The sequence below is a fragment of the Streptomyces sp. NPDC047841 genome, assembly GCF_040704085.1.
Taxonomy (GTDB): Bacteria; Actinomycetota; Actinomycetes; order Streptomycetales; family Streptomycetaceae; genus Streptomyces; species Streptomyces argyrophylli.
Window position 1 is genome coordinate 157102 of record NZ_JBEYRP010000002.1, and the last position, 25121, is coordinate 182222.

Below are 25121 nucleotides of genomic sequence, written 5' to 3' on the forward strand. Positions count from 1 at the left end.
CACGTCAGCCGTAGGACGGTGCTCGGCGGGACGGTCCTCGGCGCGGGGCTGGCCGCGATGCCCGTGGGGGCGTCGGGGACGGCGGCCGCCACCCCGGGGGACGGGCTCCGGGTGACGGAGCCGGGGGCGTACATCTCGTTCACGGGCGGGGTGTTCTCGCTGGTCGGCGCGCCCGTGGTGGTGAGCGCGGAGGACCACCCGGGGGTCGTACGGGTGGCCGGGGACCTCCGGGACGACCTGGCGCGGGTGACCGGCGTGCGCCCGGGCACGACGATCGGCCGCTTCCCGGTCCTGCTCGGCACGATCGGCCGCAGCCCGCTGATCGACGGCCTGATCCGGTCCGGGAAGCTGGACGTCACGGGCGTGCGGGGCAGGTGGGAGACCTCGCTGCAGACGGTCGTGGAGCACCCGATGCCGGGTGTGGAGCGGGCGTTCGTCATCGCGGGCAGCGACCCGAGGGGCACGATCTTCGGGGCCTACGACGTCTCGTACGGCATCGGCGTCTCACCCTGGCACTGGTGGGACGACGTACCGCCGGCCCGGCGCGACGCGGTCTGGGTGACGGCCGGACGCTTCACCCAGGGCACCCCGGTGGTGAAGTACCGGGGCGTCTTCATCAACGACGAGAACCCGGCGCTCGGCACCTGGGCACCGGCGTACTTCGGCGAGGGGAAGGCACCGGGGTACCCCGGCGGCTTCACCGCAGACTTCTACGCGAGGGTCTTCGAGGTCCTGCTGCGCCTGAAGGGCAACTACCTGTGGCCGGCGGTCTGGGGCCGGGCGTTCGCGGAGGACGACCCGGACAACCACCGCCGGGCGGCGGAGTACGGCATCGTCATGGGCACGTCCCACGAGGCGCCGATGATGCGGGGCATCGAGGAGTGGAACCGGCACGCCGGCTCCGGGACCGACCCCTACGGGGGCACGGGCGAGTGGTCGTACCGCCGCAACCCCGAGGCGATCCGCGCGTACTGGCGCGCCGGCATCCAGCGCATGGCCGACCAGGGCTTCGAGGGCGTCGTCACGCTCGGGATGCGCGGCAACGGCGACACCAGCCTGCCCGACGGCGACGGCATCGAACTGATGCAGCAGATCATCGCCGACCAGCGCCGCATCATCGAGGAGGTGACCGGCAGACCGGCGGCCGAGACCCCCCAAGTCTGGACCCTCTACAAGGAGGTCCAGCGCTACTGGGACCGCGGCCTGCGCGCCCCCGACGACGTCACCGTGGTCCTCACGGACGACAACTGGGGCAACATCCGCAAGCACCCGGACAGCCCGCGCACCGGCGGCTACGGCCTGTACTACCACTTCGACTACGTCGGTGCCGGCCGCAACTACAAGTGGGTCGACACCGCCAACCTCAGGAACGTCTGGGACCAGCTCCACCAGGCGCACGCCTACGGCAACCACGGCCTGTGGGTGGCCAACGTCGGCGACCTGAAGGGCAACGAGCTGCCGACGGAGTTCTTCCTCTCCTACGCCTGGAACCCCGACGCCTGTCCGCTGGAGCGCCTCGGCGCCTGGGAGGAGCGCTACGCCCGCCAGAACTTCGGCGAGGCGCAGGCGAAGGAGATCGCGTCCCTGCTGGCGGACTACGGCCGGCTCCAGGCCCGCCGCAAGCCGGAACTGCTGAACCGCCGGATCACCCTCGTGGGCGACCAGGTCGTGTACGACGACCGGCAGAGCCCCTACTACTTCGCGCACCGGGAGCTGGAACGGGTCACCGAGGAGTGGCGCGCGCTGGGCCGCCGCGCGGAACGCGTCGAGCGCAGACTGCCGCAGCGGCTGCGGGACGCGTGGTTCGAACTGGCCGGCTACGCGGTCACGGCGACCGCGAACCTGTACGCGCTGCGCGAGGCGGAGTTCACGAACCTGCTGTACGCGGCACAGGGCCGGGCCGCGGCGAACGACCTCGCCGCGCGGGCGGATGCCGCCCTGGGCCGGGACTTCGCCCTGGCGGACCGTTTCGGCTCCGGTGTCGCCGGCGGCAAGTGGCGGGGCTTCCAGACCCAGCCTCACATCGACTACGGCGACGTCGACCGCTACGGACCCAACGCGGGCTGGCAGCAGCCGGAGAAGGACAACGTGGCGCTGCCGGACGTGCTGTTCCCCGCGGTGCGGCGCGTCGAGGTGCCCTCGGGTGCGGAGCTGGGCGTGTCGGTGGACGGCGCGGAGGACGCGGGGGAGTGGTGGCCGGGCGGCTCCTCCTCGGCCGCGTCCCTGCCGCCGTTCAGCCCGTACCAGTCCCGCCCCCGGCAGTACGTGGAGATCTTCAACCGGGGCCGTACGCCCTTCCCGTACGAGGTGTCGGTCTCGGCGCCGTGGCTGCGGGTGGACCGCCCGCGCGGCCGGGTGGACCAGCAGGTCCGCCTGGAGGTGGAGGTGGACTGGTCACGCCTGCCCGCCGACCGCGCGGAGGCGACCCTGACGGTGCGCGGCGCGGGGGCGTCGGTGCCGGTGCGGTGCGTGGCGGAGCGCCCGTCGGGCGTGCGGGCGCGCGGCTTCGTGGAGGCCGGCGGCTACGTGGCGATCGACGCCGGGCACTACGACCGGGCGGTCGGCCAGTGGCGCCGCATCGACGGCATCGGACGGACCGGGGCGGGCGTGACACCGTGGCCGGTGACGTCCCCGAGCCGGACCCCCGGCGGCTCCTCCCCGCACCTGGAGTACGAGGTGACGCTGCTGTCCGCCCCCGGCGAGGTGACGGTGTGGGCCCACCTGTCCCCGCGCAACCCGGCCCTCCCCGGCGTCCCGGGCCTGCGCTACGGCATCTCGCTGGACGACGGCCCGGTCCGGACCGTCGACATCACCGCGGGCGCGGACGACGGCGCCCTGAACACGGTCTGGGCCCGCCACACCTCGGACAACATCAACGCGACGGCGACCACGCACACCGTGACCGAGCCGGGCGTCCACCGGCTGAGGTTCTGGATGGTGGACCCGACGGTGGTGGTGCAGCGCCTGCTGATCGACACGGGGGGCCTGCCGACGCTGTACCTGGGGCCGGTGGAGAGCCGTCGGGTGGAGGAGGGCCGGCTGTAGAGCGGCATAAGCTCTGGTACGACTGCACGTGAACGACTGGCGGCGGGCCGTAGCCGGTCATCGTTGGACGGTTCGTGAGGGCTGCTGCTTAGCTGGACGCCAGGACGAGCCGGGCCGGAGCTAGTGAGAGAGGTGCGCGCGGTGGAAACTCCCCGCCTGGAGGAGGTGCGCCTGACCTCTTTCAAGAGCTTCACGGGCCAGCGTCTGCCGTTGCAGGACCTCACGGTGCTGATCGGACGCAATGGCAGTGGCAAGTCCAACGCCCTGGACGGACTGATGGTGCTGTCCCGCCTGGCGCTGGGCGAGCCGGTGCGGGATGCGCTGGACGGCCCGAGAACCGGCACCGAGGAGCCCATCCGGGGCGGGGCCGAGGGGTGCGCGCCCCTGGGGAACGACAGCTTCCAGCTCGGCTGCCGCGTCCGCTCGGGCCAGGCGGTCTTCGATCTGGACGTGGAGATCGCGGTACAGCCCGAGGTGCGGATCCTGAGAGAGGAGCTGACGGCGGTCGAAGGCGTCCCCTACGGGGGGCGCAGGCTCGCAGCCGGCCGTTCGCTCCTGGCCAGCGACCCGGCGGACCCGCGCCGCAGCGATCTCAAGGTCCGGTACTTCAACGGGCGCCGGGGCCTGGACCCGGGTATCCCGTTCGCCGCCGACCGCCTGCTGACCAGCCAGGTGCCGGTACGTCTGCCCGCGACCACGGAAGCGACCAAGCTGGTGCACAGGGCGACACAGGACGTCCTGGCCGTACTGCGTGAAGTCTTCCTGCTGGACCCGGTGCCTCACCTCATGAGGCAGTACGTCAACGCGCGCGACACGGAACTCCGGCGCAGCGCCGACAATCTGAGCGCGGCGGTCGAGGGGTTGCGGGAGACCGACCCCTCCGCTTTCGCGCAGCTCACGGAGCTTGTGGCGGGCATGCCCGAGTATCCGGTGAGAGGCATCAGCACGGTCGACACACGGCTCGGTGACGTGCAGCTCGTACTGCGCGAGTCGGGCTACCACGGCACTGACCACGACGTGCCGGCACGGCTCCTCAGCGACGGCATGCTGCGCTTCCTCGCCTTCGGCACGGCCCTGCTCAGTGCCCCGGTCTCCGACGGGGACGACGGGCCCCTCCGGGCCCAGCGGCACCTGGTGATCGAAGAGGTGGAGAACGGCCTGTACCCCACGCAGGCCGCGCGGGTGCTGCGCCTGATGAAAGCGGAGTCCGAACGGCGCAGCATCGACGTGCTGTTCACCACGCACAGTCCCGCGCTGCTCAATTCCCTTGAGGCGCAAGACCATTCGGGGGTCGTTGTGTGCAGCAGGGACCCGGAGTCGGGGGAGAGTGTGCTGGCTCGCCTCACAGAGCTCCCCGGCTACGTGGACCTGCTGGCCGCGGGAGACCTGGGTGACGCGGTGACGAAGAACCGCCTGCCGGATGCCGTGCGCCCCCGGGACACGGGCGTGGCCAGCGTCGAGGACTTCCTGAGGAGCCTGTGAGTCTTGAGCAGACAGCACCGCTCGGGGCTCCGGCTCCCTGTCGTCGACTTCCTCGACACGTCGGTCTTCGTCGAGATCCTCGATGTGCCTCACATGAACGGTCACCGTTCGCGGATCCTCGCGGAGATGGACGACCGGCTCAGGGCGAGGGTCCGGTTCGTGCTGCCCACCGCGACGGTGGTGGAGACCGGCAACCACGTGTTCCAGATCAAGGACGGTTCGGCACGCCGCACCTGTGCGGGGACCTTCCTGAGCATGCTGCGCAAGACCGCGGCGGGTGAGGCTCCCTGGGTGCTGCACGAGCGCACCTGGGACGGAGCGTTCCTCGGCTCGTTGTGCGACGGCGGTACGACGGGGATGGATCTGGCCGAGCACGCCGTACGCCAGCAGCTCGGCACCGGTGATCTGAGCATCGTCGCCGAGCGGGATCTGTACGCGGCCCGCGTCCAGGCGGAGGTCCGGATCTGGACCCTGGAGGCGACGATGGGGACGTGGGCCGAGCTGCCGTGAGTGATGCGCTGGGGAGTCTCCCGGATCGACCGCCTTCGTCGGGTACGCCGCACGGGCCTCGGTTTGACCTACGTCACCTTCGGGGTAATCTCTTCGGCTCGATTGGCGGTCTGCCTGCCCCATATGGCAGACTGTCCGAGTTGCTCGGTCGAGTGTTGATGCTGCGCGCCTCCCGCCGGGAGGACCGGAAGCGAGTCCCACAGTACTCGTCGTCCTAACTGCCCTAGGGCAGCACTGGGACGGACGTACGGGAATCTTCCGGGAAGCGTGGGCGCGGCACCGGCCAGGCGCCCGGTGGACCCGAGGTCCCCGGTCCGCGGTTCCGGAAGGGCCGTGTCAATCCCGCAGGGATGTTCGAACAAGGGGCATCTGTGTCAGCGGGAGTACGACACGCCCGACCGCGTGGGTCGGAGAACTAGGGATGCAGGAACCACCGGGTTCCAGAGCGTGAGAAGAGACAGGACTACTGAGTAGCCATGGCGGGACAGAAGATCCGCATTCGGCTCAAGGCCTACGACCACGAGGTCATCGACTCCTCGGCGAAGAAGATCGTCGAGACGGTGACCCGTACCGGTGCGTCGGTCGCGGGCCCGGTGCCGCTGCCCACTGAGAAGAACGTGTACTGCGTCATCAAGTCGCCGCACAAGTACAAGGACTCGCGCGAGCACTTCGAGATGCGCACGCACAAGCGCCTGATCGACATCCTCGACCCGACCCCCAAGACCGTTGACTCTCTGATGCGACTCGACCTCCCGGCCGGTGTCGACATCGAGATCAAGCTCTGAGGCTGGTGGGCTGAGAATGGCTAAGCAGATCAAGGGCATCCTGGGCGAGAAGCTCGGCATGACGCAGGTGTGGGACGAGAACAACCGTGTTGTTCCGGTCACCGTCGTCAAGGCCGGCCCCAACGTCGTCACCCAGGTCCGTACGAACGACGTCGACGGCTACGAGTCCGTCCAGATCGCGTTCGGCGAGATCGACCCGCGCAAGGTGAACAAGCCCCTCAAGGGCCACTTCGCCAAGGCCGACGTCACCCCCCGCCGCCACCTCGTCGAGATCCGTACCGCTGACGCCAGCGAGTACACCCTCGGCCAGGAGATCACCGCCGAGGTGTTCGAGGCCGGCATCAAGGTCGACGTGACCGGCAAGAGCAAGGGCAAGGGCTTCGCCGGTGTCATGAAGCGTCACAACTTCAAGGGCCTCGGCGCCGGACACGGCACCCAGCGCAAGCACCGCTCGCCCGGTTCCATCGGTGGCTGCGCCACCCCGGGCCGCGTGTTCAAGGGCCTCCGCATGGCGGGTCGCATGGGCAACGAGCGGGTCACCACCCAGAACCTGACCGTCCACGCCGTTGACGCGGAGAAGGGTCTGCTGCTCATCAAGGGCGCGGTTCCCGGTCCGAACGGCGGCCTCGTCCTGGTCCGCACCGCGGCCAAGGGGGCCTGAGGTAACCGATGAGCACTGTTGACATCCTTTCGCCGGCGGGCGAGAAGGCCGGTTCCGTCGAGCTCCCCGCGGAGATCTTCGACGCCAAGGTCAGCGTTCCGCTGATCCACCAGGTCGTCGTCGCGCAGCTGGCCGCTGCCCGCCAGGGCACGCACAAGACCAAGACCCGCGGTGAAGTCCGTGGTGGCGGCAAGAAGCCGTACCGCCAGAAGGGCACCGGTCGCGCCCGCCAGGGTTCGACCCGCGCGCCGCAGTTCGCCGGTGGTGGCGTCGTGCACGGTCCCGTGCCGCGCGACTACTCGCAGCGCACCCCGAAGAAGATGAAGGCCGCCGCCCTGCGCGGTGCCCTCACCGACCGGGCGCGCCACAACCGCATCCACGTCGTCTCCGGCGTGGTCGAGGGCGGGAACGCCAGCACCAAGGCCGCCAGGTCGCTGTTCGGCAAGATCTCGGAGCGCAAGAACCTGCTCCTGGTCGTCGACCGCGCCGACGAGGCCGCGTGGCTGTCCGCCCGCAACCTGCCCCAGGTCCACATCCTGGAGCCGGGCCAGCTGAACACGTACGACGTTCTCGTCTCGGACGACGTGGTCTTCACCCAGGCCGCTTTCGAGTCCTTCGTCGCCGGCCCGAACAAGGCCAACGACACCGAAGGGAGCGAGGTCTGATGGCCATCCGTCACCCCGCCATTGCCTCGAAGGCCGCCAAGGCCGCCAAGGCCGCGCGCGTCGCCAAGGCGCGCCGTCACGCCACCGAGGGCAAGAACACCGTCGAGACCCCGCTGAGCAAGTCGTACACGGACCCCCGTGACGTCCTGCTCAAGCCGGTCGTCTCCGAGAAGAGCTACGCGCTCCTCGACGAGAACAAGTACACGTTCATCGTCGACCCGAACGCCAACAAGACCCAGATCAAGCAGGCCGTCCAGGCGGTCTTCGACGTCAAGGTCACCGGGGTCAACACGATCAACCGCCAGGGCAAGCGCAAGCGCACCAAGACCGGTTTCGGTCAGCGCGCGGGCAGCAAGCGCGCGATCGTGACCCTCGCCGAGGGCGACCGTATCGACATCTTCGGCGGTCCGACCGCGTAAGCGGGTCGGATCGTCCGATATCGGACGAGGACTGAGAAATGGGAATCCGCAAGTACAAGCCGACTACGCCGGGCCGTCGTGGCGCCAGCGTCGCCGACTTCGTCGAGGTCACGCGGTCCACGCCGGAGAAGTCGCTGGTCCGTCCCCTGCACAGCAAGGGCGGCCGTAACAACGCCGGTCGTGTGACCGTTCGCCACCAGGGTGGCGGACACAAGCGCGCCTACCGTGTGATCGACTTCCGTCGTCACGACAAGGACGGCGTGCCGGCGAAGGTCGCGCACATCGAGTACGACCCCAACCGCACCGCGCGCATCGCGCTGCTGCACTACGCCGACGGCGAGAAGCGCTACATCCTCGCCCCGCGCAACCTGCAGCAGGGCGACACCGTGGAGAACGGTCCCGGGGCCGACATCAAGCCGGGCAACAACCTGGCCCTCCGCAACATCCCGGTCGGTACCACGATCCACGCGATCGAGCTCCGTCCCGGTGGCGGCGCCAAGTTCGCCCGTTCCGCGGGTGCCTCGGTGCAGCTGCTCGCCCGTGAGGGCGCCATGGCGACCCTCCGTATGCCGTCCGGTGAGATCCGCATGGTGGACGCGCGCTGCCGCGCCACCGTCGGTGAGGTCGGCAACGCCGAGCAGAGCAACATCAACTGGGGCAAGGCGGGCCGCAAGCGGTGGCTGGGCGTTCGCCCGACCGTCCGTGGTGTGGTCATGAACCCGGTTGACCACCCGCACGGTGGTGGTGAGGGCCGGACCTCCGGTGGTCGCCACCCTGTGTCCCCGTGGGGCAAGAAGGAAGGCCGTACTCGTTCGCCCAAGAAGGCGTCGAACAAGTACATCGTCCGCCGCCGCAAGACGAACAAGAAGCGCTAAGGACGGGTTGAGATGCCTCGTAGCTTGAAGAAGGGGCCCTTCGTCGACGACCACCTCATCAAGAAGGTGGACTCGCAGAACGAAGCCGGCACCAAGAACGTCATCAAGACCTGGTCCCGTCGCTCGATGATCGTCCCGGCGATGCTGGGCCACACGATCGCGGTGCACAACGGCAAGACCCACATCCCGGTGTTCGTCACCGAGTCGATGGTCGGCCACAAGCTCGGCGAGTTCTCGCCGACGCGCACCTTCCGGGGCCACGTCAAGGAAGACCGGAAGTCGAAGCGCCGCTAGCAGCGGATCGCATTCAGACACGTAAGTAACTGAAGGGACAACCATGGAAGCCAGGGCCCAGGCGCGGTACATCCGCGTCACGCCCATGAAGGCCCGCCGCGTGGTGGACCTCATCCGTGGCATGGACGCCACGGAGGCCCAGGCCGTCCTGCGATTCGCTCCGCAGGCCGCCTCGGTGCCGGTGGGCAAGGTGCTGGACAGCGCCATTGCCAACGCCGCGCACAACTACGACCACACCGATGTCGACAGCCTCTTCATCTCCGAGGCCTACGTCGACGAGGGCCCGACCCTGAAGCGGTTCCGTCCGCGTGCCCAGGGCCGTGCCTACCGGATCCGCAAGCGGACCAGCCACATCACCGTGGTCGTCAGCAGCAAGGAAGGAACCCGGTAATGGGCCAGAAGGTAAACCCGCACGGGTTCCGGCTCGGTGTCACGACCGACTTCAAGTCGCGTTGGTACGCCGACAAGCTGTACAAGGACTACGTCAAGGAAGACGTCGCCATCCGTCGGATGATGACGTCCGGCATGGAGCGCGCCGGCATCTCCAAGGTCGAGATCGAGCGCACCCGTGACCGCGTGCGTGTGGACATCCACACCGCTCGTCCGGGCATCGTCATCGGCCGCCGTGGCGCCGAGGCCGACCGCATCCGCGGTGACCTCGAGAAGCTCACGGGCAAGCAGGTCCAGCTGAACATCCTCGAGGTCAAGAACCCCGAGACCGACGCTCAGCTCGTGGCCCAGGCCGTCGCCGAGCAGCTCTCCTCCCGCGTCTCCTTCCGTCGGGCCATGCGCAAGAGCATGCAGTCCGCCATGAAGGCCGGCGCCAAGGGCATCAAGATCCAGTGCGGTGGCCGCCTCGGCGGCGCCGAGATGTCCCGCTCGGAGTTCTACCGCGAGGGCCGCGTGCCCCTGCACACGCTCCGCGCGAACGTGGACTACGGCTTCTTCGAGGCCAAGACGACCTTCGGCCGCATCGGTGTGAAGGTCTGGATCTACAAGGGCGACGTCAAGAACATCGCCGAGGTCCGCGCCGAGAACGCTGCCGCCCGTGCGGGTAACCGCCCGGCCCGCGGTGGCGCCGACCGCCCGGCCCGTGGTGGCCGCGGTGGCGAGCGGCGCGGTCGCAAGCCGCAGCAGGCTGCCGGTGCCGAGGCCCCCAAGGCCGAGGCCCCCGCCGCCGCTCCGGCTGAGAGCACCGGAACGGAGGCCTGACCGTCATGCTGATCCCCCGTAGGGTCAAGCACCGCAAGCAGCACCACCCGAAGCGCAGCGGTATGTCCAAGGGTGGGACGCAGGTTGCGTTCGGCGAGTACGGCATCCAGGCGCTGACCCCGGCCTACGTGACGAACCGCCAGATCGAGGCGGCTCGTATCGCGATGACCCGCCACATCAAGCGTGGCGGCAAGGTCTGGATCAACATCTACCCGGACCGTCCCCTCACCAAGAAGCCGGCCGAGACCCGCATGGGTTCCGGTAAGGGTTCCCCGGAGTGGTGGATCGCCAACGTCAAGCCCGGACGTGTGATGTTCGAGCTGTCGTACCCCAACGAGAAGATCGCCCGTGAGGCGCTGACGCGTGCGGCCCACAAGCTGCCGATGAAGTGCCGGATCGTCAAGCGCGAGGCAGGTGAAGCGTGATGTCGGCCGGTACCAAGGCGTCCGAGCTGCGCGAGCTGGGCAACGAGGAGCTTCTGGCGAAGCTCCGCGAGGCCAAGGAAGAGCTGTTCAACCTCCGCTTCCAGGCGGCGACGGGTCAGCTCGAGAACCACGGTCGGCTGAAGGCCGTCCGCAAGGACATCGCGCGGATCTACACCCTGATGCGTGAGCGCGAGCTGGGCATCGAGACGGTGGAGAGCGCCTGATGAGCGAGAGCAACGTGACTGAGCAGAACACCGAAGCCCGAGGCTTCCGCAAGACCCGTGAGGGTCTGGTCGTCAGCGACAAGATGGACAAGACCGTCGTCGTCGCCGTCGAGGACCGTGTGAAGCACGCGCTGTACGGCAAGGTCATCCGCCGTACGAACAAGCTCAAGGCCCACGACGAGCAGAACGCCGCGGGTGTCGGCGACCGCGTCCTCCTCATGGAGACCCGGCCGCTGTCCGCGACGAAGCGCTGGCGCGTCGTCGAGATCCTCGAGAAGGCCAAGTAATTCTCCTGCGGGGCGCCCCTCGCAGGACAGTTCCGCCAGGCTCCGGGGGCCGCTCGCCGAGCGGCCCCCGGGGAACCGGCAGACGATCAGGAGATAGACGTGATCCAGCAGGAGTCGCGACTGCGTGTCGCCGACAACACTGGTGCGAAGGAGATCCTTTGCATCCGTGTGCTCGGTGGCTCCGGTCGCCGCTACGCGGGCATCGGTGACGTCATCGTCGCCACCGTCAAGGACGCGATCCCCGGTGGCAACGTGAAGAAGGGTGACGTCGTCAAGGCGGTCATCGTTCGCACCGTCAAGGAGCGCCGCCGTCCGGACGGCTCGTACATCCGCTTCGACGAGAACGCCGCCGTCATTCTGAAGAACGACGGTGACCCTCGCGGCACCCGCATCTTCGGCCCGGTCGGGCGTGAGCTGCGCGAGAAGAAGTTCATGAAGATCATCTCGCTGGCTCCGGAGGTGCTGTAAGCATGAAGATCAAGAAGGGCGACCTGGTCCAGGTCATCACCGGCAAGGACAAGGGCAAGCAGGGCAAGGTCATTGCCGCTTACCCGCGCGAGGAGCGCGTCCTGGTCGAGGGTGTCAACCGGGTCAAGAAGCACACCAAGGCCGGTCCGACGGCCACCGGTTCCCAGGCCGGCGGCATCGTGACCACCGAGGCGCCGATCCACATCTCCAACGTCCAGCTGGTCGTGGAGAAGGACGGCCAGAAGGTCGTCACGCGTGTCGGCTACCGCTTCGACGAAGAGGGCAACAAGATCCGCGTTGCCAAGCGGACGGGTGAGGACATCTGATGGCTACCACCACCACTCCGCGTCTGAAGCAGAAGTATCGCGAGGAGATCGCGGGCAAGCTGCGTGACGAGTTCAAGTACGAGAACGTCATGCAGGTCCCGGGCCTCGTCAAGATCGTGGTCAACATGGGTGTGGGCGACGCCGCCCGCGACTCCAAGCTGATCGAGGGCGCCATCCGCGACCTCACCACGATCACCGGTCAGAAGCCGGCCGTCACCAAGGCCCGCAAGTCCATCGCGCAGTTCAAGCTGCGTGAGGGTCAGCCGATCGGTGCCCACGTCACGCTTCGTGGCGACCGCATGTGGGAGTTCCTGGACCGCACCCTGTCGCTCGCGCTGCCGCGCATCCGCGACTTCCGCGGCCTGTCCCCCAAGCAGTTCGACGGCCGTGGCAACTACACCTTCGGTCTCACGGAGCAGGTCATGTTCCACGAGATCGACCAGGACAAGATCGACCGTGTCCGGGGTATGGACATCACCGTGGTCACCACGGCGACCAACGACGCAGAGGGCCGTGCCCTTCTCCGTCACCTCGGCTTCCCGTTCAAGGAGGCGTGAGCGAGATGGCGAAGAAGGCTCTGATCGCGAAGGCTGCTCGCAAGCCCAAGTTCGGTGTGCGGGGCTACACCCGCTGCCAGCGCTGCGGCCGTCCCCACTCCGTGTACCGCAAGTTCGGCCTCTGCCGCGTGTGCCTTCGTGAGATGGCTCACCGTGGCGAGCTGCCGGGCGTGACCAAGAGCTCCTGGTAATCCCGACTTTTAGGGATTCCTGGACCTCTCGGTAAGCAACCGGGACGGCAGGGGCGCCTGCCCTCATGGCTTAGGCTAGGAGGGTTGGGCCTCTGCCGCCCTGAACGACTTACTACGCCGTAGGTCCCCGCACCGCACCCGTCCCGTCCATGTACGGGGAGAGGGATGGCGCATATAGGAAACCCCGGCGAGAAAGGCCACAGGCCAATTCATGACCATGACTGATCCGATCGCAGACATGCTGACGCGTCTGCGGAACGCGAACTCGGCGTACCACGACTCGGTGTCGATGCCGCACTCCAAGATCAAGTCTCACATCGCGGAGATCCTCCAGCAGGAGGGCTTCATCACGGGCTGGAAGGTCGAGGACGCCGAGGTCGGCAAGAACCTCGTCCTGGAGCTGAAGTTCGGCCCCAACCGTGAGCGCTCCATCGCGGGCATCAAGCGGATCTCCAAGCCCGGTCTCCGGGTGTACGCGAAGTCCACCAACCTGCCGAAGGTGCTCGGCGGCCTCGGCGTGGCGATCATCTCCACGTCGCACGGGCTCCTCACCGACAAGCAGGCCGGCAAGAAGGGCGTGGGTGGGGAAGTCCTCGCCTACGTCTGGTAGCAGAAGGGAACGGAGGAAACAGCTATGTCGCGCATCGGCAAGCTCCCCATCGCGGTTCCCGCCGGCGTGGACGTCACCATCGACGGCCGGACGGTCTCGGTCAAGGGCCCCAAGGGCTCGCTGACCCACACCGTTGCCGCGCCGATCGACATCGCTAAGGGCGAGGACGGCACCCTCCAGGTGACCCGCCCGAACGACGAGCGTCAGAGCAAGGCCCTGCACGGCCTCTCCCGCACGCTGGTGGCGAACATGATCACCGGCGTGACCCAGGGTTACGTGAAGAAGCTCGAGATCAGCGGTGTCGGTTACCGAGTGACCGCCAAGGGTTCGAACCTGGAGTTCGCTCTCGGTTACAGCCACCCGATCCTGGTCGAGGCCCCCGAGGGCATCACCTTCAAGGTGGAGACCCCGACCCGTTTCTCGGTCGAGGGCATCGACAAGCAGAAGGTCGGCGAGGTTGCGGCCAACATCCGCAAGCTGCGCAAGCCCGACCCGTACAAGGCCAAGGGCGTCAAGTACGAGGGCGAAGTCATCCGCCGCAAGGTCGGAAAGGCGGGTAAGTAAGCCATGGCATACGGGCAGAAGATCCTCAAGGGCGACGCCTACAAGCGCGCCGCGATCAAGCGCCGTCACATCCGGATCCGCAAGCGGATCGCCGGTACGGCGGAGCGCCCCCGTCTGGTCGTGACCCGCTCCAACCGCCACATCGTGGCGCAGGTGATCGACGACCTGAAGGGCCACACCCTGGCGTCGGCGTCCACCCTGGACGCGTCGATCCGTGGCGGCGAGGCCGACAAGTCGGCGCAGGCCAAGCAGGTCGGCGCTCTGGTCGCCGAGCGTGCCAAGGCCGCCGGTGTCGAGGCCGTCGTGTTCGACCGTGGTGGCAACCAGTACGCCGGGCGCATCGCCGCCCTGGCGGACGCCGCCCGCGAAGCCGGGCTCAAGTTCTGAGCCGCTTGTAGCTAGCGGAAAGAGAGAGGTAATCCAATGGCTGGACCCCAGCGCCGCGGAAGCGGTGCCGGTGGCGGCGAGCGGCGGGACCGGAAGGGCCGTGACGGCGGCGCTGCTGCCGCCGAGAAGACCGCGTACGTCGAGCGCGTCGTCGCGATCAACCGCGTCGCCAAGGTTGTGAAGGGTGGTCGTCGCTTCAGCTTCACCGCGCTGGTCGTGGTGGGCGACGGTGACGGCACCGTGGGTGTCGGTTACGGCAAGGCCAAGGAGGTGCCGGCCGCCATCGCCAAGGGTGTCGAGGAGGCCAAGAAGCACTTCTTCAAGGTCCCCCGGATCCAGGGCACCATCCCGCACCCCATCCAGGGTGAGAAGGCTGCCGGCGTCGTGCTGCTCAAGCCCGCGTCCCCGGGTACCGGTGTGATCGCCGGTGGTCCGGTGCGTGCCGTGCTCGAGTGCGCCGGTATCCACGACGTGCTGTCGAAGTCGCTCGGCTCCGACAACGCCATCAACATCGTGCACGCGACCGTGGAGGCCCTGAAGGGCCTGCAGCGTCCCGAGGAGATCGCGGCCCGCCGCGGTCTGCCGCTCGAGGACGTCGCTCCCGCGGCCCTGCTGCGTGCGCGTGCCGGGGTGGGTGCGTAATCATGGCGCAGCTCAAGATCACGCAGGTCAAGTCCTACATCGGCAGCAAGCAGAACCACCGTGACACCCTGCGCTCCCTTGGTCTCAAGGGCATCAACACGCAGGTCGTCAAGGAGGACCGCCCCGAGTTCCGCGGCATGGTGCACACCGTCCGCCACCTCGTGACGGTCGAGGAGGTCGACTGATCATGGCGGAGCAGAACCCGCTCAAGATCCACAACCTCCGTCCCGCCCCGGGCGCCAAGACCGCCAAGACCCGTGTCGGTCGTGGTGAGGCGTCGAAGGGTAAGACGGCCGGTCGTGGTACCAAGGGCACCAAGGCCCGCTACCAGGTTCCGGAGAGTTTCGAGGGCGGCCAGATGCCGCTCCACATGCGCCTCCCGAAGCTGAAGGGCTTCAAGAACCCGTTCAAGACCGAGTACCAGGTCGTGAACCTCGACAAGCTGGCCGCGCTCTACCCCGAGGGTGGCGAGGTCACGGTCGAGGGTCTGGTGGCCAAGGGCGCCGTTCGCAAGAACAGCCTCGTCAAGGTCCTCGGCCAGGGCGAGATCTCCGTGGCGCTGCAGGTGACGGTCGACGCCGTCTCCGGCTCCGCCAAGGAGAAGATCACCGCCGCCGGCGGCACGGTCACCGAGCTCGTCTGAGTCCCTCGGACGACGCCTCGATGACGTAAACGATCCCGACCGGGGATACCTCACAATGAGGTATCCCCGGTTGGTCGTTCCTAGGGGGGCAGTGTCGCCGGTAAGGTGGCCTGCACTGTTCTTTTTCGTATTCGTCGAACCTCAGACCGTCACCCTTGACGCAGTTGCGCGGGGGTCGCAGGAGGCACCGTGCTCACCGCGTTCGCCCGGGCGTTCAGGACGCCCGACCTGCGCAAGAAGCTGCTCTTCACGCTGGGCATCATCGTGGTCTACCGGGTCGGTACCCACATCCCGATCCCCGGCGTGAACTACAAGGCAGTCCAGACCTGTGTGAACGAGGCCCAGGGCAACCAGGGCCTGTTCGGCCTCGTGAACATGTTCAGCGGTGGCGCGCTGCTGCAGATCACGGTCTTCGCGCTCGGCATCATGCCGTACATCACGGCCAGCATCATCCTTCAGCTGCTGACCGTGGTCATCCCGCGCCTGGAAGCCCTGAAGAAGGAGGGCCAGGCCGGCACGGCGAAGATCACGCAGTACACCCGCTACCTCACCGTGGCGCTCGCCATCCTCCAGGGCACCGGCCTGGTCGCCACCGCCCGCAGCGGCGCGCTCTTCAGCGGCTGCTCGGTCGCCACGAGCATCGTCCCGGACCAGGCCATCTTCACCACGATCACCATGGTCATCTGCATGACCGCGGGTACGGCGGTCGTGATGTGGCTCGGTGAGCTGGTCACCGACCGCGGCATCGGCAACGGCATGTCGATCCTGATGTTCATCTCGATCGCCGCGACCTTCCCGTCCGCGCTGTGGGCCATCAAGAAGCAGGGCACGCTGGCCGGCGGCTGGATCGAGTTCGGCACCGTCATCGCGGTGGGCCTGATCATGGTCGCGCTCGTCGTCTTCGTCGAGCAGGCCCAGCGCCGCATCCCGGTGCAGTACGCGAAGCGCATGATCGGACGCCGTTCCTACGGCGGCACGTCCACGTACATCCCGCTCAAGGTGAACCAGGCGGGTGTGATTCCCGTCATCTTCGCCTCCTCGCTGCTCTACATCCCGGCGCTCGTGGCGCAGTTCGCGGGAGGCAAGTCGGGCTGGAAGACCTGGGTCGAGCAGAACCTCACCAAGGGCGATCACCCGATTTACATCGCTTCGTACTTCCTGCTCATCGTCTTCTTCGCGTTCTTCTACGTGGCGATCTCCTTCAACCCCGAAGAAGTAGCCGACAACATGAAGAAGTATGGTGGCTTCATCCCGGGCATCCGGGCTGGCCGACCGACCGCTGAGTACCTGAGCTACGTGCTCAACCGGATCACCTGGCCGGGCTCGCTGTATCTGGGTCTGATCGCTCTCGTACCGACAGTGGCGTTGGTGGGCTTCGGGGCAAGCCAGAACTTCCCCTTCGGCGGGACCAGCATCCTCATCATCGTGGGTGTCGGCCTCGAGACGGTGAAGCAGATCGAGAGCCAGCTCCAGCAGCGCAATTACGAAGGGTTCCTCCGCTGATGCGTATCGTCCTCGTCGGGCCGCCGGGTGCCGGTAAGGGAACGCAGGCCGTCCGGCTCGCAGAGAAGCTGGGCGTCCCGCACATCTCCACGGGCGACCTGTTCCGGGCCAACATCAGTCGGCAGACGGATCTGGGCAAGCTCGCGAAGTCCTACATGGACGCCGGCAACCTCGTTCCCGACGAGGTGACGATCGCGATGGCCAAGGACCGCATGGAGCAGCCCGACGCGGAGAACGGCTTCCTGCTGGACGGCTTCCCGCGGAACGTCTCGCAGGCCGAGGCCCTGGACCAGCTGCTGCAGACCGAGGGCATCACGCTGGACGCGGTGCTGGACCTGGAGGTCCCCGAGGACGAGGTCGTCAAGCGCATCGCCGGCCGGCGCATCTGCCGCAACGACTCCTCCCACGTCTTCCACGTGACGTACAGCCCGCCGAAGCAGGAGGGCGTCTGCGACGTCTGCGGCGGCGAGCTGTACCAGCGCGACGACGACTCCGAGGAGACCGTCCGCAAGCGGCTGGAGGTCTACCACACGCAGACCGAGCCGATCATCGACTACTACAAGGCGCAGGGCCTGGTCGTCACGATCTCCTCCCTGGGCCCGGTGGACGAGATCACGCGGCGGGCGCTGGAGGCCCTCAAGCGCGAGAAGGCCGAGAAGTAGCTCCCGGCCCTTCCGGCCGCGGTGCCCTCCCCGGGGCGCCGCGGCCGTACTGTTGTACAGGTATCCCCAGCCGATGTGAGTGACGGAGAGCGCAGGCCCCCATGGTGCAGATCAAGACCCCCGAGCAGATCGCGAAGATGCGGGCGGCGGGCCTGGTCGTAGCCGCCATCCACGCGGCGACGCGTGAGGCCGCGGTGCCGGGCGCCACCACCAAGGACCTGGACGAGGTGGCCCGCAAGGTGCTCGCCGAGCACGGCGCCAAGTCGAACTTCCTGGGCTACGGCGGCTTCCCCGCGACCATCTGCACCTCCGTGAACGACGTGGTCGTCCACGGCATCCCCTCCGACGACGTCGTCCTGAAGGACGGCGACATCATCTCCGTCGACTGCGGCGCGATCGTCGACGGCTGGCACGGCGACGCGGCCTACACCGCGTTCGTGGGCTCCGGTCACGCCCCGGAGCTGATCGAGCTGTCCCGGGTGACCGAAGAGTCGATGTGGGCCGGTATCGCGGCCATGAAGCAGGGCAACCGCCTGGTCGACGTCTCCCGGGCGATCGAGACGTACATCCGCCGCCAGCCCAAGCCGGGCGGCGGCCGGTACGGGATCATCGAGGACTACGGCGGCCACGGCATCGGCACCGAGATGCACATGGACCCGCACCTGCTGAACTACGTCGACCGCCGGCGCGGCAAGGGCCCCAAGCTGGTCCCGGGCTTCTGCCTCGCGATCGAGCCGATGGTGTCGCTGGGCACCCCGCGCACCGAGGTCCTGTCGGACGACTGGACGGTCATCACCACCGACGGCACCTGGTCCTCCCACTGGGAGCACTCCGTCGCCCTGACGGAGCAGGGCCCGCTGGTCCTCACCGCCCCCGACGGAGGCAGGGCCAAGCTCGCCGAGCACGGCGTCACCGCGGCACCGGACCCGCTCGCTTAACGATCTCCCCCGTAGGGCAGACTTCCTCGATTCGCCTTTCGGGGTGCGCCGACGTAGACTGACTCGTCGGCTCTCGTGCACCCGCATGTCCGCATGCTCCCGCAAGGGGATCCCAGGGATCGCCTGAGAGTCGATCAAGGTAGTCGATTCGAAGGGCGAAGCGTGGCCAAGAAGCAAGGTGCCATCGAGATCGAGGGCACTGTCGTCGAGTCTCTGCCGAACGCCATGTTCAAGGTCGAGCTCCAGAACGGCCACCAGGTCCTGGCACACATCAGCGGCAAGATGCGTATGCACTACATCCGCATCCTCCCTGACGACCGGGTCGTGGTGGAGCTGTCTCCGTACGACCTGACGCGTGGCCGGATCGTCTACCGGTACAAGTAGATCTTGCCCGCGCCCCGGGCCCGCCCGGTGCGATGGCACTGACCCGGAGAACCTCACCCCATGAAGGTCAAGCCGAGCGTCAAGAAGATCTGCGACAAGTGCAGGGTGATCCGCCGTCACGGCCGGGTCATGGTCATCTGCGAGAACCCGCGCCACAAGCAGCGCCAGGGCTGACGCACGACCATCACCCTCTGCACCTCTATCGCAGAGTCTTCGCGCGACGCGAGCTGAATATGTTCATACGCAGAGCCCGAGCCCACCAGCTCGACACCCCCGGTTCGGAGGCCGGGGACCCGGTTCGTACCTAGTACGGCGGCCGGGAGCCGGTTCTGTGGAAGACCTCCGAAGATTCACCAGGAGCCATTGAATGGCACGCGTTTCCGGTGTCGACATCCCGCGCGACAAGCGCGTGGAGATCGCCCTCACCTACGTGTTCGGCATCGGCCGGACCCTCTCGAAGGAGACGCTGGCTGCGACCGGCGTCGACCCGAACACCCGCGTCCGTGACCTGACCGAAGAGCAGCTGGTCGCGATCCGCGAGTACGTCGACAACAACATCAAGACCGAGGGTGACCTCCGTCGCGAGATCCAGGCCGACATCCGCCGCAAGGTCGAGATCGGCACCTACCAGGGTCTCCGTCACCGTCGCGGTCTGCCCGTCCGCGGTCAGCGCACCAGCACCAACGCCCGCACCCGCAAGGGCCCGCGTCGCGCCATCGCCGGCAAGAAGAAGCCGGGCAAGAAGTAGTCCGCAGCGGACACCTGTCCACGGTCTTCGCTGTAGGACCGACCACCTCCCTCTAGGAGTTTGTAGATGCCCCCCAAGGGACGTCAGGGCGCTGCCAAGAAGGTGCGCCGCAAGGAAAAGAAGAACGTCGCTCACGGCCACGCGCACATCAAGAGCACGTTCAACAACACGATCGTGTCGATCACGGACCCGTCCGGCAACGTGATCTCCTGGGCCTCCGCCGGCCACGTCGGCTTCAAGGGCTCCCGGAAGTCCACGCCGTTCGCCGCGCAGATGGCCGCCGAGTCGGCCGCCCGCCGCGCCCAGGAGCACGGCATGCGCAAGGTCGACGTGTTCGTCAAGGGCCCGGGTTCCGGTCGTGAGACCGCGATCCGCTCCCTGCAGGCCACGGGCCTCGAGGTCGGCTCCATCCAGGACGTCACCCCGACCCCGCACAACGGCTGCCGTCCGCCGAAGCGTCGTCGCGTCTGACGCTTCCCGGGTCGCTGGTCGCGGGCGGTACGGCTCCTTCGGGTCGTGCCGCCCGTACCCTTGCAGTACCCGCGCTTTACCCGGGCGCGGATTCCGTCGGGCGTCAAATAGCGGGCGTCCACGAAAGAAGGATCTGATCCACACATGCTGATCGCTCAGCGTCCCTCGTTGACCGAAGAGGTCGTCGACGAGTTCCGCTCCCGGTTCGTGATCGAGCCGCTGGAGCCGGGCTTCGGCTACACCCTCGGCAACTCCCTGCGCCGTACCCTCCTCTCCTCGATCCCGGGTGCCGCCGTCACCTCGATCCGGATCGACGGCGTGCTGCACGAGTTCACCACCGTGCCGGGCGTCAAGGAGGACGTCACCGACCTGATCCTCAACATCAAGCAGCTGGTCGTCTCCTCGGAGCACGACGAGCCGGTCGTGATGTACCTGCGCAAGCAGGGCCCGGGTCTGGTCACCGCCGCCGACATCGCGCCCCCGGCCGGTGTCGAGGTGCACAACCCCGACCTGGTCCTCGCCACGCTCAACGGCAAGGGCAAGCTGGAGATGGAGCTGACGGTCGAGCGCGGCCGCGGTTACGTCTCCGCCGTGCAGAACAAGCAGGTGGGCCAGGAGATCGGCCGCATCCCGGTCGACTCCATCTACTCGCCGGTTCTCAAGGTCACGTACAAGGTCGAGGCCACGCGTGTCGAGCAGCGCACCGACTTCGACAAGCTGATCGTCGACGTCGAGACCAAGCAGGCGATGCGTCCGCGTGACGCCATGGCCTCCGCCGGCAAGACGCTGGTCGAGCTGTTCGGTCTCGCCCGCGAGCTGAACATCGACGCCGAGGGCATCGACATGGGTCCGTCCCCGACGGACGCCGCGCTCGCCGCCGACCTGGCGCTGCCGATCGAGGAGCTGGAGCTCACCGTTCGGTCGTACAACTGCCTCAAGCGCGAGGGCATCCACTCCGTGGGTGAGCTGGTCGCGCGCTCCGAGGCCGACCTGCTGGACATCCGCAACTTCGGTGCGAAGTCCATCGACGAGGTCAAGGCGAAGCTGGCCGGCATGGGCCTGGCCCTGAAGGACAGCCCGCCCGGATTCGACCCGACCGCCGCGGCGGACGCGTTCGGTGCCGATGACGACGCTGACGCCGGTTTCGTGGAGACCGAGCAGTACTGATTCGGCCGCCGGTCCGTTGCGGCCGGTCGCGCAGTTCCCCGCGCTCCTTCGGGGCGCGGAGCCTCCGGGGCGCCTGAAAAGGTGCCCCGGATCTCCGACAGGCGACCGCCTGCTCGGATACTGACCCCGGTACCTGATACGGCCGGGGCAGACACACAGGAGAAAGAACATGCCGAAGCCCACCAAGGGTGCCCGTCTGGGCGGCAGCGCCGCGCACGAGAAGCTGCTCCTCGCGAACCTGGCGAAGAGCCTCTTCGAGCACGGCCGCATCACCACCACCGAGGCGAAGGCGCGCCGTCTGCGTCCGTACGCCGAGCGTCTGATCACCAAGGCGAAGAAGGGCGACCTTCACAACCGCCGCCAGGTGCTTCAGGTCATCACGGACAAGAGCATCGTCCACACGCTCTTCACCGAGATCGGCCCGCGGTACGAGAACCGCCCCGGTGGCTACACCCGCATCACCAAGATCGGTAACCGCCGTGGCGACAACGCGCCCATGGCCGTCATCGAGCTGGTCGAGGCGCTGACGGTCGCCCAGCAGGCGACCGGTGAGGCCGAGGCCGCCACCAAGCGTGCGGTCAAGGAGGCCGAGGAGACCAAGGTCGAGGAGACCGAGGCCGCCGAGGCTCCCGCCGAGGAGTCCAAGGACGCCTGAGGCTCCGCCTGACGCGGGAAGCGGGTTCGCCCTTCGGGGCGGGCCCGCTTTCGCGTACCTGAGAGGATCCGTACGTGAGTGACGAAGTACAGCCCGGTCATGTCCGTCTCCGTCTCGACCTGTCCTACGACGGCACCGGTTTCCACGGCTGGGCCAAGCAGGCCGGTGGCAGGCGGACCGTGCAGGGGGAGATCGAGGACGCCCTGCGGACGGTGACCCGGTCCCGGGAGACCTGTGAGCTGACGGTCGCCGGGCGCACCGACGCCGGGGTGCACGCGCGGGGGCAGGTGGCCCACGTGGACCTGCCCGAGGGCGTGTGGCGTGAGCATCACGAGAAGCTGCTCAAGCGGCTCGCCGGCCGGCTGCCGAGGGACGTGCGGGTGTGGGCGCTCAGGGAGGCGCCGAGCGGTTTCAACGCGCGGTTCTCGGCCGTGTGGCGGCGGTACGCCTACCGCGTGACCGACAACCCGGGCGGTGTGGACCCGCTGCTGCGCGGCCACGTGCTGTGGCACGACTGGCCGCTCGACGTGGACGCCATGAACGAGGCCGCCCGCGCGCTGCTCGGGGAGCACGACTTCGCCGCCTACTGCAAGAAGCGGGAGGGGGCGACCACCATCCGCACGCTCCAGGAGCTGAGCCTGGTCCGGGGGGACGACGGGATCATCACCGCCACCGTGCGCGCGGACGCCTTCTGCCACAACATGGTGCGGTCGCTCATCGGCGCGCTGCTGTTCGTGGGGGACGGGCACCGGGGGCCGGAGTGGCCCGGGAAGGTGCTGGCGGCCCGGGTCCGGGACTCCGCCGTGCACGTCGTACGGCCGCACGGGCTGACGCTGGAGGAGGTCGGCTATCCGGCCGACGAGCTGCTGGCGGCCCGGAGCAGGGAGGCGCGGAACAAGCGGTCGCTGCCCGGCGCGTCGGGCTGCGAGACCTGTTAGCCGCGTCGCATGCCGCCGGCGCCCGCAGGGGAGGGACAGTGATGGCACAGGACGAGCTGCCGGTCACCGTGGTGATGCCGACGTACAACGAGGCGGCGAACCTGCCCGGAATGGCCGAGGCGGTGCTCGGGCTGCCGCTGGACGGGCTGCGCCTGAAGGTCGTCGACGACTTCAGCCCGGACGGTACCGGGCGGATCGCCGAGGAGCTGGCGGCGGAGTACAACAGCGGCGGGCGGCGCCGGATGAGCGTGCTGCACCGCACCGAGAAGGACGGGCTGGGACGGGCGTACGCGGCCGGGATGTCCGCCGCGCTGGCGGAGGGCGCCGTGTACGTCGTCCAGATGGACGCCGACGGCAGCCACCCGGTGGAGGCCGTGCCCCGCATGCTGGAGGCGGCCCTCGCCTCCGGCGCCGGTCTCGTCGTGGGCAGCCGGTACGTCGAGGGCGGCTCGCTGGACGAGCGGTGGGGCGCCCACCGGGTGCTGCTGTCCCGCTTCGCCAACCGGTACGCCCGCGCCGTGCTCGGCACCGACATCCAGGACATCACGGCCGGCTTCAATCTGTGGTCGGCGGCGGCCCTCCGGGACGTGGACCTGTCGTCCCTGGACAGCGTGGGCTACAGCTTCCAGGTGGAGCTGAAGTACAAGGCCGTACGCGCCGGGCACACGGCGGTGGAGATCCCGATCCGGTTCGCCGAGCGCACGGAGGGCGCCTCCAAGATGACCCTGCGCGCCCAGCTGGAGTCGGCCGTGGTGCCGCTGCGGCTCCGGCTGAAGCGGCGGTAGGCGCGCGGCGGGCTACCGGGCGGCGGCCGAGGCCTGGACCTGGCCGCGGCGGTGGATCTGGTTCGCGGTGAACTGGGCGAGGTCGTTGCCGGCGCCGAACACCTTGGTGTCCTTGGTGGTGACGTCCTTGCCGCTGGTGAAGCCGGAGATCGTGAAGTAGGCGTAGCGGCCGTAGGAGTTCCTGGTCGAGCGGCAGAAGGCGCCGTCGCAGAAGGGCTTGACGCCCTTGCCGAACAGCGAGCGCACGATGCTGCGGTCGTCGGTCTGGCCCTTGGCCTTGGCGGCCGTGTCCGCGTCGTCGAAGACGGCGACGCCGACGGTGACCGCGACGCCGCCGTTCGTGTAGGTCACGCGCATCAGGCGGGTGCAGCCGTTGCCGGTGAGGATCTTGGGGAGGGAGCCGCCCGCGGCGGTGGCACAGCTCTTGGTGTCGGCCGTCGGGCCCTTCTTGTACACCGTCCCGTCCATGGTCAGCTGCGTGCCCGGGAACAGGGTGTCCGGGCTCAGCGGGGCGGTGTCCTTCTTGGCGCTGGATATGAAGTCCGTGGGATCCAGCGGCGGCGGCGCGCTGGTAGGCGCGAAGGACGGCGTCGCGGTGCCCGTGCCGGGCAGCGATCCGCTGGCGGGCAGGTTGCTGGGACCGGCCTGCGGGTCACCCCCGTTCGCGGAGACGACGGCCATGGCGACCGCGGTGCCTATCGCGACGGTGGCGAGCGCGCCGCCGGCTATGAACAGCAGCTTGCGGCGCTTGTTCCGCGTCTCCGATGCCTCGGCGAGCGCGGCCCAGTCCGGCGTCCCGTCGTCGGATCCGCTGTTCCACGGCTGCTGGGAATTCGGTTTCCAGGGATCCCACTGAGACTGGGGTCCCCCCTGCCCGTAACTCATGGGGCGCATCTTAGACGGGGGGCCGGGGGTGCGGGGTCCCTCTGACGGCCTGCCTCGTTTTGACCCGTCCGGGGGCTGCCCGGTAAGCTGCCTCTTCGTTGTGTATTGGCTTGCTCATTCTCACGGGACGGGCCCTTACACCGGTCCACCGGGCCGATGACCAGCGACCCCACGCACGCGGTTTGCGTCGCCGCCGTGGATCAAGGCTGTCGTGATCGTTTCGGTGACCTTGTTTAGGACCATTCACTCGAAGCGAAGGCTACGAACCGTGCGTACGTACAGCCCCAAGCCCGGCGATGTGACGCGCCAGTGGCACGTCATCGACGCCCAGGACGTTGTCCTGGGCCGTCTCGCCACCACTGCTGCGACCCTCCTGCGGGGCAAGCACAAGCCGATCTACGCGCCGCACGTCGACGCTGGTGACTTCGTCATCATCATCAACGCCGACAAGGTGCACCTGTCCGGCAACAAGCGGACCCAGAAGATGGCGTACCGCCACTCCGGTTACCCGGGTGGTCTGCGCTCCGTCCGCTACGACGAGCTGCTCGACAAGAACCCCGAGAAGGCCATCGAGAAGGCCGTCAAGGGCATGCTCCCCAAGAACTCCCTGGGCCGTCAGATGCTCTCGAAGCTGAAGGTCTACAAGGGTGACCAGCACCCGCACGCCGCCCAGCAGCCGGTGCCGTTCGAGATCACCCAGGTCGCGCAGTAAG

At 68.2% G+C, this 25121-nt stretch carries 37 protein-coding genes; 36 read left to right on the forward strand and 1 reads right to left on the reverse strand.

Going from position 1 to position 25121, the window contains the following annotated elements; all coding sequences use genetic code 11:
- Positions 1–57: 57 nt before the first annotated feature.
- From AB0947_RS03265 to AB0947_RS03435, 35 genes are all read left to right on the forward strand, one after another.
- Entirely contained in the window at positions 58–3045 is a 2988-nt protein-coding gene (locus AB0947_RS03265) for a glycosyl hydrolase 115 family protein (RefSeq protein ID WP_366748793.1), read from the forward strand.
- Between the two features lie 141 nt (positions 3046–3186).
- Positions 3187–4527 carry an ATP-binding protein gene (locus AB0947_RS03270; RefSeq protein WP_366748558.1) on the forward strand — a complete coding sequence of 447 codons (1341 nt, stop codon included), beginning with the start codon at positions 3187–3189 and terminating at the stop codon, positions 4525–4527.
- Between the two features lie 3 nt (positions 4528–4530).
- Positions 4531–5037: a hypothetical protein gene (locus AB0947_RS03275; protein WP_366748559.1), complete on the forward strand. Its 507-nt coding sequence runs from the start codon at positions 4531–4533 to the stop codon at positions 5035–5037.
- 476 nt (positions 5038–5513) lie between these two features.
- Positions 5514–5822, forward strand: coding sequence for a 30S ribosomal protein S10 (gene rpsJ, locus AB0947_RS03280; protein ID WP_003948644.1), 309 nt, complete (start codon positions 5514–5516; stop codon positions 5820–5822).
- Positions 5823–5838: 16 nt separating this feature from the next.
- Positions 5839–6483 carry a 50S ribosomal protein L3 gene (gene rplC, locus AB0947_RS03285; protein WP_020135811.1) on the forward strand — a complete coding sequence of 215 codons (645 nt, stop codon included), beginning with the start codon at positions 5839–5841 and terminating at the stop codon, positions 6481–6483.
- An 8-nt stretch (positions 6484–6491) separates the two neighbouring features.
- Positions 6492–7148 carry a 50S ribosomal protein L4 gene (gene rplD, locus AB0947_RS03290; protein WP_366748560.1) on the forward strand — a complete coding sequence of 219 codons (657 nt, stop codon included), beginning with the start codon at positions 6492–6494 and terminating at the stop codon, positions 7146–7148.
- Positions 7148–7567 (forward strand): 50S ribosomal protein L23, encoded by a 420-nt coding sequence (rplW, locus tag AB0947_RS03295; protein ID WP_030601206.1) that lies wholly within the window; start codon positions 7148–7150, stop codon positions 7565–7567. The genes rplD and rplW overlap by 1 nt, the downstream gene beginning before the upstream one ends.
- A gap of 38 nt (positions 7568–7605) precedes the next feature.
- Entirely contained in the window at positions 7606–8442 is an 837-nt protein-coding gene (gene rplB, locus AB0947_RS03300; protein ID WP_041665436.1) for a 50S ribosomal protein L2, read from the forward strand.
- Between the two features lie 12 nt (positions 8443–8454).
- Positions 8455–8736, forward strand: a complete 282-nt coding sequence (gene rpsS, locus AB0947_RS03305; RefSeq protein ID WP_041665437.1) for a 30S ribosomal protein S19 — start codon at positions 8455–8457, stop codon at positions 8734–8736.
- Positions 8737–8779: 43 nt separating this feature from the next.
- Positions 8780–9127: a 50S ribosomal protein L22 gene (rplV, locus tag AB0947_RS03310; RefSeq protein ID WP_006130776.1), complete on the forward strand. Its 348-nt coding sequence runs from the start codon at positions 8780–8782 to the stop codon at positions 9125–9127.
- Entirely contained in the window at positions 9127–9948 is an 822-nt protein-coding gene (gene rpsC / locus AB0947_RS03315) for a 30S ribosomal protein S3 (RefSeq protein ID WP_014674374.1), read from the forward strand. Before rplV ends, rpsC begins: the two co-directional genes overlap by 1 nt.
- Positions 9949–9953: 5 nt before the next feature.
- Positions 9954–10373, forward strand: coding sequence for a 50S ribosomal protein L16 (gene rplP, locus AB0947_RS03320; protein WP_030745246.1), 420 nt, complete (start codon positions 9954–9956; stop codon positions 10371–10373).
- Positions 10373–10597 carry a 50S ribosomal protein L29 gene (rpmC, locus tag AB0947_RS03325; RefSeq protein WP_003974259.1) on the forward strand — a complete coding sequence of 75 codons (225 nt, stop codon included), beginning with the start codon at positions 10373–10375 and terminating at the stop codon, positions 10595–10597. The genes rplP and rpmC overlap by 1 nt, the downstream gene beginning before the upstream one ends.
- Positions 10597–10884: a 30S ribosomal protein S17 gene (gene rpsQ, locus AB0947_RS03330; protein ID WP_030641193.1), complete on the forward strand. Its 288-nt coding sequence runs from the start codon at positions 10597–10599 to the stop codon at positions 10882–10884. The genes rpmC and rpsQ overlap by 1 nt, the downstream gene beginning before the upstream one ends.
- A gap of 99 nt (positions 10885–10983) precedes the next feature.
- Positions 10984–11352: a 50S ribosomal protein L14 gene (rplN, locus tag AB0947_RS03335; RefSeq protein WP_003998823.1), complete on the forward strand. Its 369-nt coding sequence runs from the start codon at positions 10984–10986 to the stop codon at positions 11350–11352.
- Positions 11353–11354: 2 nt separating this feature from the next.
- Positions 11355–11678, forward strand: a complete 324-nt coding sequence (rplX, locus tag AB0947_RS03340) for a 50S ribosomal protein L24 (RefSeq protein WP_366748561.1) — start codon at positions 11355–11357, stop codon at positions 11676–11678.
- Positions 11678–12235, forward strand: a complete 558-nt coding sequence (rplE, locus tag AB0947_RS03345) for a 50S ribosomal protein L5 (protein ID WP_019753095.1) — start codon at positions 11678–11680, stop codon at positions 12233–12235. Before rplX ends, rplE begins: the two co-directional genes overlap by 1 nt.
- 5 nt (positions 12236–12240) lie before the next feature.
- Positions 12241–12426 (forward strand): type Z 30S ribosomal protein S14, encoded by a 186-nt coding sequence (locus tag AB0947_RS03350; RefSeq protein WP_003948630.1) that lies wholly within the window; start codon positions 12241–12243, stop codon positions 12424–12426.
- Positions 12427–12637: 211 nt separating this feature from the next.
- Positions 12638–13036, forward strand: a complete 399-nt coding sequence (gene rpsH / locus AB0947_RS03355) for a 30S ribosomal protein S8 (protein WP_014674378.1) — start codon at positions 12638–12640, stop codon at positions 13034–13036.
- A 24-nt stretch (positions 13037–13060) separates the two neighbouring features.
- Complete coding sequence (gene rplF / locus AB0947_RS03360) at positions 13061–13600, forward strand: 50S ribosomal protein L6 (RefSeq protein WP_014674379.1); 540 nt, start codon at positions 13061–13063, stop codon at positions 13598–13600.
- A 3-nt stretch (positions 13601–13603) separates the two neighbouring features.
- Positions 13604–13987 (forward strand): 50S ribosomal protein L18, encoded by a 384-nt coding sequence (rplR, locus tag AB0947_RS03365; protein WP_030641198.1) that lies wholly within the window; start codon positions 13604–13606, stop codon positions 13985–13987.
- A gap of 36 nt (positions 13988–14023) precedes the next feature.
- The gene (rpsE, locus tag AB0947_RS03370) at positions 14024–14629 is read left to right on the forward strand and encodes a 30S ribosomal protein S5 (RefSeq protein ID WP_014674381.1); all 606 of its coding nucleotides are present in this window, start codon (positions 14024–14026) and stop codon (positions 14627–14629) included.
- Between the two features lie 2 nt (positions 14630–14631).
- The gene (gene rpmD, locus AB0947_RS03375) at positions 14632–14814 is read left to right on the forward strand and encodes a 50S ribosomal protein L30 (protein ID WP_003974250.1); all 183 of its coding nucleotides are present in this window, start codon (positions 14632–14634) and stop codon (positions 14812–14814) included.
- Between the two features lie 2 nt (positions 14815–14816).
- Positions 14817–15272 carry a 50S ribosomal protein L15 gene (gene rplO / locus AB0947_RS03380; protein ID WP_004984514.1) on the forward strand — a complete coding sequence of 152 codons (456 nt, stop codon included), beginning with the start codon at positions 14817–14819 and terminating at the stop codon, positions 15270–15272.
- Positions 15273–15461: 189 nt separating this feature from the next.
- Complete coding sequence (gene secY, locus AB0947_RS03385) at positions 15462–16775, forward strand: preprotein translocase subunit SecY (RefSeq protein ID WP_189816459.1); 1314 nt, start codon at positions 15462–15464, stop codon at positions 16773–16775.
- Positions 16775–17437 (forward strand): adenylate kinase, encoded by a 663-nt coding sequence (locus tag AB0947_RS03390; protein WP_366748562.1) that lies wholly within the window; start codon positions 16775–16777, stop codon positions 17435–17437. Before secY ends, AB0947_RS03390 begins: the two co-directional genes overlap by 1 nt.
- A 101-nt stretch (positions 17438–17538) precedes the next feature.
- On the forward strand, positions 17539–18375 hold the full coding sequence (gene map, locus AB0947_RS03395; RefSeq protein WP_366748564.1) for a type I methionyl aminopeptidase: 837 nt from the start codon (positions 17539–17541) through the stop codon (positions 18373–18375).
- Positions 18376–18537: 162 nt separating this feature from the next.
- Positions 18538–18759 carry a translation initiation factor IF-1 gene (gene infA / locus AB0947_RS03400; RefSeq protein WP_003948620.1) on the forward strand — a complete coding sequence of 74 codons (222 nt, stop codon included), beginning with the start codon at positions 18538–18540 and terminating at the stop codon, positions 18757–18759.
- Between the two features lie 60 nt (positions 18760–18819).
- Positions 18820–18933, forward strand: a complete 114-nt coding sequence (rpmJ, locus tag AB0947_RS03405) for a 50S ribosomal protein L36 (RefSeq protein ID WP_003998809.1) — start codon at positions 18820–18822, stop codon at positions 18931–18933.
- Positions 18934–19126: 193 nt separating this feature from the next.
- Positions 19127–19507, forward strand: a complete 381-nt coding sequence (gene rpsM / locus AB0947_RS03410; RefSeq protein ID WP_030641206.1) for a 30S ribosomal protein S13 — start codon at positions 19127–19129, stop codon at positions 19505–19507.
- A 66-nt stretch (positions 19508–19573) separates the two neighbouring features.
- The gene (gene rpsK, locus AB0947_RS03415; RefSeq protein WP_003956432.1) at positions 19574–19978 is read left to right on the forward strand and encodes a 30S ribosomal protein S11; all 405 of its coding nucleotides are present in this window, start codon (positions 19574–19576) and stop codon (positions 19976–19978) included.
- 144 nt (positions 19979–20122) lie between these two features.
- A complete protein-coding gene (locus AB0947_RS03420; protein WP_003966937.1) occupies positions 20123–21145 on the forward strand; it encodes a DNA-directed RNA polymerase subunit alpha in 1023 nt (340 codons plus the stop codon).
- 169 nt (positions 21146–21314) lie between these two features.
- Positions 21315–21800, forward strand: coding sequence for a 50S ribosomal protein L17 (rplQ, locus tag AB0947_RS03425; protein ID WP_366748565.1), 486 nt, complete (start codon positions 21315–21317; stop codon positions 21798–21800).
- A 74-nt stretch (positions 21801–21874) separates the two neighbouring features.
- Positions 21875–22738 (forward strand): tRNA pseudouridine(38-40) synthase TruA, encoded by an 864-nt coding sequence (gene truA / locus AB0947_RS03430; protein ID WP_366748566.1) that lies wholly within the window; start codon positions 21875–21877, stop codon positions 22736–22738.
- 41 nt (positions 22739–22779) lie between these two features.
- A complete protein-coding gene (locus tag AB0947_RS03435) occupies positions 22780–23523 on the forward strand; it encodes a polyprenol monophosphomannose synthase (RefSeq protein WP_366748567.1) in 744 nt (247 codons plus the stop codon).
- A gap of 12 nt (positions 23524–23535) precedes the next feature.
- Here AB0947_RS03435 and AB0947_RS03440 read toward each other — a convergent pair whose 3' ends face one another.
- Positions 23536–24408, reverse strand: coding sequence for a hypothetical protein (locus AB0947_RS03440; protein ID WP_366748568.1), 873 nt, complete (start codon positions 24406–24408; stop codon positions 23536–23538).
- 268 nt (positions 24409–24676) lie between these two features.
- On the opposite strand from AB0947_RS03440, the gene rplM reads away from it, so the two are divergent.
- Positions 24677–25120, forward strand: a complete 444-nt coding sequence (gene rplM / locus AB0947_RS03445; RefSeq protein ID WP_014674395.1) for a 50S ribosomal protein L13 — start codon at positions 24677–24679, stop codon at positions 25118–25120.
- The last annotated feature ends 1 nt before the right edge of the window (position 25121 follow it).